Origin of the sequence: Virgibacillus ihumii (assembly GCF_902726655.1) — a bacterium.
Lineage (GTDB): Bacteria > Bacillota > Bacilli > Bacillales > Amphibacillaceae > Lentibacillus > Lentibacillus ihumii.
In genome coordinates this window covers 1574803-1587406 of the sequence record NZ_CACVAN010000001.1, presented here as the reverse complement: position 1 = coordinate 1587406, position 12604 = coordinate 1574803, and the positions used below count along the sequence as shown (strand labels likewise).

11 protein-coding genes are annotated in these 12604 nt (G+C 41.1%); all 11 read left to right on the top strand.

Going from position 1 to position 12604, the window contains the following annotated elements:
• Positions 1-102: 102 nt before the first annotated feature.
• Positions 103-1350 carry a carbohydrate ABC transporter permease gene (locus HUX68_RS07935; RefSeq protein ID WP_246206751.1) on the top strand — a complete coding sequence of 416 codons (1248 nt, stop codon included), beginning with the start codon at positions 103-105 and terminating at the stop codon, positions 1348-1350.
• Entirely contained in the window at positions 1350-2189 is an 840-nt protein-coding gene (locus tag HUX68_RS07930) for a sugar ABC transporter permease (RefSeq protein ID WP_174614319.1), read from the top strand. The genes HUX68_RS07935 and HUX68_RS07930 overlap by 1 nt, the downstream gene beginning before the upstream one ends.
• A 35-nt stretch (positions 2190-2224) precedes the next feature.
• Positions 2225-4570 carry a glycoside hydrolase family 31 protein gene (locus HUX68_RS07925; RefSeq protein WP_174614318.1) on the top strand — a complete coding sequence of 782 codons (2346 nt, stop codon included), beginning with the start codon at positions 2225-2227 and terminating at the stop codon, positions 4568-4570.
• A gap of 16 nt (positions 4571-4586) precedes the next feature.
• A complete protein-coding gene (locus HUX68_RS07920; RefSeq protein ID WP_174616386.1) occupies positions 4587-5615 on the top strand; it encodes a LacI family DNA-binding transcriptional regulator in 1029 nt (342 codons plus the stop codon).
• Positions 5616-5780: 165 nt separating this feature from the next.
• Entirely contained in the window at positions 5781-6251 is a 471-nt protein-coding gene (locus HUX68_RS07915; RefSeq protein WP_174614317.1) for a flavodoxin, read from the top strand.
• 137 nt (positions 6252-6388) lie between these two features.
• The gene (locus HUX68_RS07910; RefSeq protein WP_174614316.1) at positions 6389-7354 is read left to right on the top strand and encodes an N-acetylglucosamine kinase; all 966 of its coding nucleotides are present in this window, start codon (positions 6389-6391) and stop codon (positions 7352-7354) included.
• A 4-nt stretch (positions 7355-7358) separates the two neighbouring features.
• The gene (locus tag HUX68_RS07905; protein WP_174614315.1) at positions 7359-8216 is read left to right on the top strand and encodes a MurR/RpiR family transcriptional regulator; all 858 of its coding nucleotides are present in this window, start codon (positions 7359-7361) and stop codon (positions 8214-8216) included.
• 140 nt (positions 8217-8356) lie between these two features.
• Positions 8357-9268, top strand: coding sequence for an N-acetylmuramic acid 6-phosphate etherase (gene murQ / locus HUX68_RS07900; RefSeq protein WP_174614314.1), 912 nt, complete (start codon positions 8357-8359; stop codon positions 9266-9268).
• A gap of 69 nt (positions 9269-9337) precedes the next feature.
• On the top strand, positions 9338-10684 hold the full coding sequence (locus tag HUX68_RS07895) for an extracellular solute-binding protein (protein WP_425509507.1): 1347 nt from the start codon (positions 9338-9340) through the stop codon (positions 10682-10684).
• Between the two features lie 108 nt (positions 10685-10792).
• A complete protein-coding gene (locus HUX68_RS07890; RefSeq protein WP_174614313.1) occupies positions 10793-11686 on the top strand; it encodes a carbohydrate ABC transporter permease in 894 nt (297 codons plus the stop codon).
• 72 nt (positions 11687-11758) lie between these two features.
• Entirely contained in the window at positions 11759-12601 is an 843-nt protein-coding gene (locus HUX68_RS07885) for a carbohydrate ABC transporter permease (protein WP_174614312.1), read from the top strand.
• Positions 12602-12604: the final 3 nt, after the last annotated feature.

Here is a 12604-nt window from a genome sequence, read left to right as displayed (position 1 = left end):
TTTATGGAGCTAATAGTCTGCTTGATTTTAAAGGGGGTACCAACATTGTCTGCACCCGACAATAATCGAAATACCGGTAAAAAGCATAGTCCCAAAGCAGCAATGGTTTTATCTTTATTGTTTGCGGGTCTTGGGCAGCTTTACAACCGCAGATATATAAAAGGGATCATATTTATCATTATTGAAGCAGCATTTCTGATTACTTCGTTACAAGCGATCAATTTTGGGTTGTGGGGACTCCGGACACTAGGAACTATTCCCGGAACAGACCATTCAATCCGCCTGCTCGTATTCGGAGTGCTATCTTTAATTGCAGTTGCCATTATTGGAACATTATATGTATTTAATGTCATGGAGGCCTATAAACAGGCGAAAAAACTAAACGAAGGATGGAAACCGCTGCCGCTCCGAGAGACACTTAGGGTAGCATATGACAATTCTTTTCCATACTTGATGACATTGCCAGGACTTATGCTGATGGTGATTGTAGTTGTTTTTCCGTTGATTTTCTCCGTTTTACTTGCATTTACGAACTATGATCTATTTCATTCGCCACCACGTAATCTCGTGGATTGGGTCGGCTTGGAAAACTTCAAACAATTGCTGACAGTACCAATCTGGAAGGATACGTTTATTAGTGTGTTGTCATGGACGATAGTCTGGACAGTTGTAGCTACCACGATGCAGATTGCAGTCGGATTATTTTTAGCCGTATTGGTCAACGATCCTAGAGTGAAATTCAAAAAACTGATTCGGACTATATTAATTCTTCCATGGGCAGTACCGGCGTTCGTAACGATTTTAATTTTTGCAGCGATGTTTAACGATGAATTCGGCGCAATTAATCGGGATATTATCATTCCATTGATTGGTGGGGATGGGTTACCGTGGCTGAGTGATCCGCTCTATTCACGCATTGCCATTATTCTCATCCAGACCTGGCTCGGATTTCCATTTGTATTCGCACTATTTACCGGTGTACTGCAGAGCATTTCCAAAGACTGGTATGAAGCAGCGGATGTTGACGGTGGATCACGCTGGCAAAAATTTCGTGAAATCACCTTTCCGCACGTTATGTTTGCAACTGCACCATTGTTAATTATGCAGTACGCGCAAAACTTCAATAACTTTAATATTATTTATTTGTTTAATGAAGGTGGGCCGCCAGTAAGAGGTCAAAATGCAGGTGGTACAGATATTTTAATCTCATGGGTGTATAAACTGACATTTGACACGAACAATTACGCGATGGCAGCAGCAATTTCAATTATAATGGGACTATTGGTCTCAGGGTTCGCATTCTTTCAGTTCAGACGTACACGATCATTTAAGGAAGAGGGTGAAATATAATGAATCAGAAATTGAAATCGAAGCTGGAAGTAACGGGTATTTACGTTATTATCGCAATTGTCTCCGTTATTATATTTTACCCTCTTATCTGGACAGTAGGCATGTCACTGAACCAGGGAACAAGTCTGTATTCTTCATCGATTATCCCGGAAAACTTTTCACTTGAACATTATAAATGGCTGTTTAGTGAAAACAGTGATTATTTAATCTGGTATAAAAATTCACTAATTGTATCAACGGTTGTTGCAGGTGGCAGTGTTATTCTTACGTCACTTGTTGCGTACGCATTTTCCAGGTACCAGTTTGTTGGCCGGAAAAATGGATTGTACGTATTTTTGCTTTTGCAAATGTTTCCGGTCATGATGGCAATGGTAGCTTTATATATTTTCCTGAATATGATCGGACTACTGGATACATTGACAGGGTTGATTTTCATTTATCTGGGTGGACAGATTCCATTCAATGCATGGCTGGTAAAGGGTTACTTTGATACGATACCGCGTGAATTGGATCAGGCTGCAAGAATAGATGGTGCAGGGCATTTGCGTGTGTTCTGGAGTATTATGCTTCCATTGGCAAAACCAATTTTGGCAGTTGTTGCCTTGTTTAATTTTATGATGCCGATGTTTGACTTCCTGCTTCCGTCGATTGTTTTGACCAGCGAGGAAAACTACACACTGGCAGTTGGTTTGTTTAATTTTATTAATGATCAGTTCTCTAATAATTTTACGAGATTCGCAGCAGGTTCTATTTTGGTTGCCTTGCCAATCGCAACAATTTATTTGTTCCTGCAGCGGTATTTGATTTCGGGTTTGACAGCCGGTGGATCAAAAGGATAGAAGTAGTAATTTGATAGGCAGGAGGATATGAAGAAATGCTTGAAGATACGAGTTTTGCTATACATCCTGGACAGGAAAAGAAAACAAATGCAGTAATATACCGTGATATTGGGGATTTGAGATCCTATAAACATACAAACAACAGCTATTTTTTTGCTTGTGAAAATGGGTTTGCAGCTATCCAGTTTTTTGCGGATTCGATCATCAGAATTGTGATGAATCAATATCATGAGCCGGTTTTGAATGGTTCGTATGCAGTTGTTGCTGAAAAGGAGCATGTGAGTGTTGAATCGATTGAACAAGATAATTTGCTGATGTTGAAAACGGAAGCATTGATAGTTGAAGTCAAAAAAGTCCCTTTTCGTATTACGATTTTTGATCAAAATGGCGTGGTATTACTCGATGAAGGTAATCGCGGCATGGCATATCGGGAGAATGGTGAGGTTACGGCATTCAAAAAAATGCATGCAGATGATCATTTTTACGGATTTGGTGAAAAATCGGGACATCTTGATAAGCGCGGTGAAAAGTATGAGATGTGGAACACGGATGTTTATGCACCGCATAACCCTGAGACAGACCCGCTCTATCAGTCCATCCCCTATTTTATGACCATGCGCAACGGTCATGCACATGGCGTGTTTTTTGACAATACGTTCAGGACTAAATTTAATATGAAGGAAAAGGATGGGTATTTTTCGTTCAGTGCAGAAGGTGGACAGCTGGACTATTACGTGATGGCCGGTCCTGGTCCTAAGGACGTCCTGATGCAGTATACACATCTGACAGGGAGAATGCCACTTCCGCCAAAATGGGCACTGGGTTATCAGCAGTCGCGTTACAGCTATGAATCTGAGAAAGAAGTAAGGGAGCTTGCAAAAAACTTCATCGAGCGTGGTATTCCGGTTGACGTCATACACCTGGATATCCATTATATGAACGGTTACCGGGTTTTTTCATTTGATAAGGAAAAATTCCCGTATCCGGAAAAACTGATAAGCGACTTGCGTGAGATGGGCATCAGGATTGTACCTATCGTTGACCCTGGTGTGAAGAAAGATGTGGAATATTCCATTTATCAGGAAGGCATTACAAATGATTTGTTCTGCAAGTATTTGGAAGGTGATGTTTATTTTGGGGATGTATGGCCTGGAAGGAGTGCCTTTCCCGACTTTACTGATTCAAACGTTCGTAAATGGTGGGGCAATAAACACAAAGTTTATTCGAAAATCGGTATTGAAGGTATCTGGAATGACATGAACGAACCAGCGGTTTTTAACGAAACAAAGACGATGGATACGTCTGTCATGCACCGAAATGACGGAAGACCTGCAACACATCGTGAGCTGCACAATATATATGGATTGAAAATGGCAGAAGCAACATATGATGGAATGAAAGAGCAACTCAACGGTAAACGGCCATTTTTACTGACCCGCGCCGGGTTTGCCGGAATTCAGCGCTATGGCTCAGTCTGGACTGGTGACAACCGAAGCTTCTGGGAGCATTTGCAAATGACGCTGCCGATGGTAATGAACCTGGGAATCTCGGGTGTTCCGTTCGCAGGACCGGACGTTGGCGGATTTGCTCATGATACCAATGCGGAACTGCTTGTTCGCTGGATGCAGGTCGGTGCATTCACCCCATATTTCAGGAATCATGCAGCGATAGGGACTGTATATCAGGAACCATGGCAGTTCGGATCAGAAAATGAATTCATTATGAAAAAATACATCCAAATGCGCTATAAATGGATGCCACAATTGTACACTTTATTTCATGATGCCAGCGTAAAAGGTCTCCCGGTAATGCGCCCATTGTTTATGGAGTATCCGGAAGATGTGAAAACCTATAATCTGAACGATCAATTCATGGTTGGAGACAACGTAATCATTGCACCGATTTTAGCGCCGTCTGTTACTGACAGGTCCGTTTATCTCCCCAGAGGTTATTGGACAGACTTTGAAACTGGCGAAGTGTATACGGGGGGTAAAGTCCATTTAATTCACGTCGAACTTGATCAGTTACCGATTTTTGTAAAAAACGGAACTGCCATCATGCAGGGTGATTGGACATCGAATAAGGAGAAAAATCCAAAACAAATCAGCATGCATGTATTTGCCGGTATTGATGATGAAACGTATAATTGTACTTTTTATGATGATGACGGCGAAACTTTTGAATATGAAATAGGTTCTTTTTTGCAGCTCACTATTGGAATTAAATCATCGAAGGATGCTGTGAAGGTAGAGATTCGCGACCGACAGGGGAAATACGTGCCAGCGTATGATAAAATACAAGTTAACGTACACGGATTAAGTGAAAATCAGCGTGTAGTACTGGATAATGATGACAATTCAATGGTATCTTTGTATAAATGAAAAGTAGAGGGTGAGTATTTTGGTGACAATTAGAGATGTAGCAAAAGCAACGGGTGTAGCGCCCTCTACCGTATCACGTGTTATCGCGGATAATCCGAGAATCAGCGAGGAAACGAAAACTAAAGTTCGTAACGCAATGAAAGAACTCGGCTATCATCCAAATATAAATGCACGGAATCTAGCTGTGAAATCGACGAAAGCAATTGGTGTGATCATGCCGTCATCTGCTGACAAAGCGCTTCAGAATCCGTTTTTTCCGGAAATTTTACGAGGAATAGGGTCAGTAACCCACGGGATGGGATATTCCATTACATTGTCAAGTGGTATTACGGATGACGAAATTTTTGATGAAGTGGAACGAATGGTATACGGCAGTTATGTCGATGGTGTCATTTTGTTATATTCACGAATGAATGATCGAGTCATGAATTTTTTACACGAAAAGAACTTCCCATTTGTAATTGTCGGTAAGCCATATGAGCATGTTGGTGAAATAACCCATGTGGATAATGACAACTTCACTGCGGGCAAGGAAATAACCAATCATCTGATTGATATGGGACATGAGAAAATCGCTTTTATTGGAGGTTCGAAAAAATTATTTGTCACCATGGATCGTGAAGCAGGTTATGAAGCAGCCTTAATGGATGCATACCTGGAACACAGTGAGTCTTACAGGATGCATACGGAATTTTTGAAGTCTGGTGGTCGTGAGGCAGTGGCACGCCTGCTGTCACAGGATACCCCGCCAACCGGCATTGTTGTTAGTGATGACCTGATGAGCCTTGGGGTCCTGAGCACACTGGAAGAAGTGGGTTATACTGTGCCGGATGATATTTCTTTGGTCAGTTTCAACAATGTGTATTTGTCGGAGATTACAAAACCGGCACTGACAACGGTGGATATTCAAATTCATGAACTTGGCGCAGAATCCGCCCGTGCACTGATTGAAAGAACATTAGATAAAACAGTTGCGGCTAGAAGAGTCACTGTACCACATAAAATTGTATATCGGAATTCAGTTGGTCGGATAGAAGCCTTGTAATGGCTTCTTCTTTTAATGATAGAATAGAATGAGAAAACGGTAGGGTAACACAAACTCGTTTGGCAACGCCCCTCAAACACCGTAAATGTCTTAACTAATCAATTGAAAACTGTTCTCAATTAACATATAATGAAATAAATTGAACGGGAATCGGGGTGGCTTGAGATGGGAAAAGTACTGATGTTGTTTGCCAGCATGACTGGTAACACGGAAATGATGGCTGAGATTATCACAGATGTCATTGAAGCCAGGGAACATGAGGTGGAAACGAAAACGTTTGATCTTGATGCAATAGATGTGGAAGAATTATTGAGTTATGATGGTATTCTTGTCGGAACATATTCGTGGGATGACGGTGAACTCCCGTACGAGGTTGAAGATTTTTATGATGAACTGGATGATGTGGATATTACCGGAAAAATTATCGGTGTTTTCGGGTCAGGGGACTCCTTTTATGACTCATTTGGAGGTGCGGCCAATCTTATGGGCGACCGGTTTGAGGCTAAGGGAGCGAAACTTTTACCGGAGCGTATGATTGTCGATATGGAACCCGATCAGGATGATGTTGCACGTTGTCAGAAATTTGCTGACAAGTTTTGTGACATGATTGAAAATGTAAATGAGGGAGGAGTATAGGTTTCGCCTGAAGCCGTCATTAGCCAAGATTATTACAGAAAAAATTTTTATTATAAATGAAATTTTATTTCAAAAGTTCTTGTTAAAATATTTCAACTTTTATAAAATAAAGATAACAAAAATGGAAAGGTGAGAAGATGGAATATGTAGCAGGAATTGATGGTGGCGGAACAAAAACAGTGGCCATTCTCGCTGATCTGGATGGCACGATTGTGGCGCAGACGTCCGGCGGCCCGACTAATCCGAATGTTATATCAGGAAACAAACTTTTTGATACGCTTAAAACATTGTTGGATGAATTGGAACAAATGCTTCCAAATGCGTTGTGGAATGTAAGCGTTTTATTTGCCGGGATTGCCGGCACAGGCAACAATGCTTCCAGGATTACTGTTGAACAGGTTCTTAAACAGTTGCTTTTCAACAAAACCCGTATCCGGGTGGAACCGGATACGATTAATGCGCTTTACTCGGGGACATATGGGAAACATGGCATTGTTCATATCTCCGGTACAGGCTCCATCACATATGGAATAAACGCACATGGAGTACACGGTCGTGTTGGCGGATGGGGTTATTTGTTTGGTGATGAGGGAAGTGGTTACGATATTGGCAGGAAGGGAATAATGCGTGCATTGAAGGCGCATGACGGGCGTGGACCTGATACTGTTTTGCTAAAAAGAATTTCTTCCGATTTTGAAGTTTCAAATCCATATGATCTGGTTAGAAAAATCTACACTTCGGAATCACCTAAAAATAAAATTTCTCCTGTTGCGAAATTAGTTTTTCAAGCTTATAAACAAAATGATATAGTTGCACAGCAAATTATTTCCGACACGTCCCAGGAGATTAAAGAAAGCATCGGTACGTTGTATATGAAGCTGTTTGAAAAAGGTCAAAATGTCAAAGTTGTTTTATGTGGTGGTGTGTTTCAGGAAAAAGAAATACTTCCACGGCTGCTAAAGGAAGAGTTGAAACATGACAGCAATATTGAGCTCATAATGCCGAATATTTCGCCTGCGGGTGGAGCAATTATCGGGGCATTTTTAATGAGAAATGGTCAACTGAATCATTCTGTTATTAAAAAATTACAGGAAAGTGGGTAATGCTATGTCAGACGTGAAAGGCGGTTTGGTGATGTTAAAGGAAATGGTAAACGTCCTGCCGCCGTCCGAGCAAAAAATCGCAAATTACATTTTGGAAAAGCCGGAAGAATCGATTATGCTGACAGCCTTAATGCTTGGTGAAAAAAGTAACACGTCAAGCGCAGCAGTGATACGGCTATGTAAATCGCTCGGCTTTAATGGATTTCAGGAGCTGAAAATCCGTGTTGCGGGAGACCTTCAGGAGCAGTCAGTCAAGGGATACCGGGATATTGAACCAAATGATGAATACCGTAATATCATTGATAAGGTAACTTCAAATACAATACAAACACTTAAAGAAACAGTGGATATTATGAGTGAACAAAATATCAAGGCGGCCGTTTCGGCGTTATCAAAAGCCAGATCGGTAATACTGCTTGGTTTTGGAGCCTCCTTCATAGCCGCAAAGGATGCGGAGCAGAAATTTATCCGGATTAACAAAAATGCTCAGGCATTTTCTGATGTACATATGGCGGCAACATCGATTGCCAATAAGGGTCCTGATGATATCGTGGTTGGAATATCTTTTTCCGGAAAAACCAAAGAAGTTGCCAGGCTGTTGGAGCTTGCGAAAAAGAAGAACGTCAAAACAATTGGCATAACAAAATACGGTAAGTCGCCCGTCAGCAATTGTTCCGATATAAAACTGCATACTTCAGCCGCAAGGGAAGCGACCTTTCGAAGCGGGGCAACTTCGTCCCGGATGGCTCAATTACACATTATCGATATTTTGTTTATGTGTCTCGCATCCGAGGAGTATGAAGAAACAGTTAAACACCTTGATGAAACAAGGGATGCGATAGCTTTTTTAAAGGAACAATAAAAAATTTTATACACAATAAAATAAAATTACACAACTTTTTACATTTTATTGACAAAATAGTTCAACCGGACTATAATTATAGCAACTTAGTATTATGAAAGCGTTTTATATATTTTCAGGGCAAGGGGATACTGAAATCTATGGAATTATCTAAACTGACTACTGAACAGCGGAATAATAGCAGTATAACAATGGATGAGATGTCCACGATGGAAATTTTAGAGACAATAAATAATGAGGATAAAAAGGTAGCATATGCCGTAGAAAAGGTTCTTCCGCAGGTGGGTCTGGCAATTGAAAAGATAAGTAATGCACTAAAGCAGGGTGGAAGGTTGTTTTACGCTGGTGCGGGTACGAGCGGCAGACTTGGCATAATTGATGCCTCTGAATGTCCGCCGACTTTTATGACCCCGCCTGACATGGTGCAGACGGTGATGGCTGGAGGAACAGAAGCTTTTTTTCAGGCTATTGAGGGTTCTGAGGATAATGAATCTCAGGGTAAAAAGGATATGAAGATAAAAATGCTTACCAGTAAGGATGCTGTTGTCGGTATCACGGCAAGCGGACGTACGCCTTATCCAATTGGTGCATTGAAATATGCACAGGAGGTTGGTGCTTATACAGTTTCCCTTTCCTGCAATCCGCAATCAGTAATCAGCCGGAACGCGGACACAGCGATTGAGGTGGTTGTTGGTCCGGAAGTGTTAACAGGCTCTACCAGAATGAAGGCAGCAACCGCACATAAAATGATTCTCAATATGATCAGTACAACAACGATGGTTAAGCTTGGCAAAGTACACGAAAATCTGATGGTTGATGTACATGCGAGCAATTACAAATTGCTGGAACGTGCAAAGCGGACACTGATGGAAATTACTGGTGTATCGTACGATGAAGCAGAAAAGACACTGGCTTTGACCAAACATGAAGTGAAACCTGCAATTGTGATGATTAAGGGTGGTGTTACATACGAGGATGCCAGAAATGCAATTGATCACAGCAATGGTTTTGTCCGTGATGCCATCGACTATGTTTTGAAGCATAACGTCTGAAATTGCATTGATAGTATGAACTATTAATGTATTTCATATAAATTAATTAAAATCAAAGGGGGAGAAAAGTTGAAAAAGTTGTTAAAAAGTCCGGCGGGGTTTGTTCTGATGATCTTGTTTATTCTTGTGCTGGCCGCAGGCTGTTCATCTGATGGAGGCTCTGAAGAAGGCTCATCAGACAGTAAAACAGCAAATGACGGCAAAGTAAACGGAACACTGGAAATTCAGTATTTTGTAGGGGGGTATGGTGATTCATGGTGGAAAGAAGTAATTGGGGACTTTGAAGAAAAGTATCCTGATGTCAAAGTTGTTCAGCATGCCGGTCCGAATATTAATGAAGAGATGAGGTCGCGCTGGGTATCCGGAGATCCGCCTGATGTTGTTTATATTGATGGAGCGGGATCTAGCGAAACACAGATGGTTGAAGATGGACAGCTTATGAATCTATCAGACTGGGTTAAAGAACTCAAGTTAGAAGATGGAACACCGCTGATGGAAAGTTTCATCGTGGAACCAGCGACGTATGACGGGGAAATTTACAGTCTTCCATTAGTCTTTGATACATGGGGTACATGGTATGACAAAGCATGGTTTGAAAAGAATGGCTGGGAAGTACCGAGCGATTTCGAAAGCTTTATGAGTACAATGGGAGAAATTAAAGAATCGGAAGGAATAGCACCGTTTGTTACGACGGGGAAATATCCGTACTATTTCCTTCGCGGTATGCTTTATCCTGCGTTTGGTGCAGCTGGTGGCAATGAATTGCTGAATGATGTTATTAAGGGTAAGGAAAGTGCATGGACCAGTGACAAAGTTCTGGAGGTCATGAAAAAAGTCGAAAAAATGGCGGAGAAAGGGTATATTGATTCTGGCTTTGGTGCTTTAAACCATACACAATCACAAATGAACTTCCTGCTTCACAAAAACGCATTCATTCCAGTCGGATTCTGGCTGCCGAATGAAATGGAAAAGAGTACACCAGAAGGATTTGAATATGGATTTATTCCATCACCAATGAATGAATCCGGTGAACCAATGGCGATTGTTCCGGATTTGCGTCCGCTCGCAATTGCGGAAGAAGCTGAAAATCCTGAAGCGGCAAAAGCTTTTGTAGAATTTGTGTTCACGAAAGAGTATGCCAAATTGTTCTCCGAGCACACAGGTGCGATCATGAACCTTAAAGGTGTCGATCTTGCATCAAATGATAAGGTACCGCAATATCTGATTGAGGCTAATGAAATGATTAACAATCCGGATAAGGTACAAATTTATCATAAACCACATCCGATGAGTGCTGATTTGGAAACACCAATCAGTAATGCACTGGTATCACTGATGCTTGGAAATATTTCCGCGGAGGAATTTACACAGAAAGCTGAAGAGGCTGCTGCTGAATATCGGGAGAGTAATAAGTAACTTGAAATTTTAGGTGTATGGAATGTAAGGGCGGGCTCTTGGTCTTTATGTTCCATACTCTTTATTTCATCGTCTTTTGATCTATACAAAATTTGAAAGAGTGATTGGATGGTACAGTCTAAGAAGCAAAAATATCTTTTTTTAGCCTTTTGTCTTGTACCCACATTCATTATGTTTAGTATTTTTACGCTGTATCCATTATTCAGCGGATTATATTATTCTTTTTTTGAATGGTCAGGGTCTTCACAGGTTAAAGAATTTGTTGGATTTGAAAACTACATAACACTGTTCCAGGACGAGATAATACCTGCAACCATCTGGCATGACTATTTTCTTGTTATTACAAAAGTCATCGGTATTATGATTATGGCCATGTTCATTGCCGTTGCTTTGACACAATTGAAAATAAAAGAAGCGCCATTTTACCGGATCATATTTTTCTTCCCGAATATCATGTCGGTCGTTGTAATCGGTATTTTATGGACATTTATTTACAATCCAAGTCTTGGTTTGATCAATTCCGGACTGGAGTTCATCGGTCTGGAAAGTTGGGCAAAGCCTTGGCTTGGAAGTGAAGATTGGGCTTTGACAAGTCTTGTTCTGCCATCCATCTGGGCAGGTATTGGTTTATTCATGCTGCTTTTAATGGGTGGTATTGCGAATATCTCGAAAAGCTATTATGAGGCGGCGGAAATTGATGGAGCAAGTGAATGGCAGCAATTTTGGAAAGTAACATTACCGCTTGTATGGCCGCAGATTAAAATCTCCATTTTGTATATCGTGATTACAACATTGAATGGCTCCTTTATCATTGTACAGATTATGACGGAAGGCGGGCCGAATAATGCAACACATGTTATGGGCTCATATCTCTATGAACAGGCTTTTGTACAATACAATTTCGGTTACGGGGCAACAATTGGTGTCATGATTTTAATTCTTTCACTTATTACAGTTTTAATTCTGCAGTTCCTGCTGCGACGGGATAAGGTAGAATATTAGAAAACTTGGCATGCGTTAAAGGAATTCATAGTATTTATACTTTCTTACAGCATAAGAAAAGGAGAGGTTATCTTGAAACGAAGTGTTGGTCAAATAATTGCGCGAACAGGCATAAGAATACCGTTAATATTATGGTCAATCGCCGTGTTATATCCGATTATCTGGATGTTTATCGGTGCTTTTAAATCAAATGCTGAAATTTATGCAAATCCATGGGGCTTTCCGGACACATGGAAGTTTCAGAATTTCGCTACGGCGTGGACTGAATATAACATTGATACGAGTGTTTTTAACAGTTTGATTGTAACAGCAGTCGGTGCAATTTTGACGCTGGTGATGGCAATTCCAACTGCCTACGCCCTGGAACGTATTCGGTTTAAAGGGAGTAATCTATTGTTTACGTTATATATATCAGCGATGATGATTCCGATGGTACTTGGTTGGATTCCATTATTCTTCCTGCTGGACCAGTTTAATCTGCTTGATAATATTTTTGGACTGGCCATGGTTTACGCTGTCAGTCAGCTGCCATTTTCCATCTTTGTACTGACCAGTTTCATGAGCACGATTCCGAAGTCATTGGAAGAATCAGCGGCAATGGACGGGATGTCACCGTACCGGATTTTGTGGAAAATCATAACGCCGCTGTCCATGTCCGGTATTATTACAGTTACGATTATGAATGCAATCCAGTTTTGGAATGAGTATTTCATGGCTTTGATTTTTCTGCAGTCGGAATCAAATTACACACTGGCACTTGCAATTGACTATATCAGCAGTGAAGCGCAGTATACGAATGCATGGGGAACATTGTTTGCGGGACTGGTTATTGCGATTGTTCCGGTTATCATCTTATACGCGATCTTCCAACAGCGGATTGCGAAAGGGATGACGGAGGGTGCGATAAAAGGTTAACAG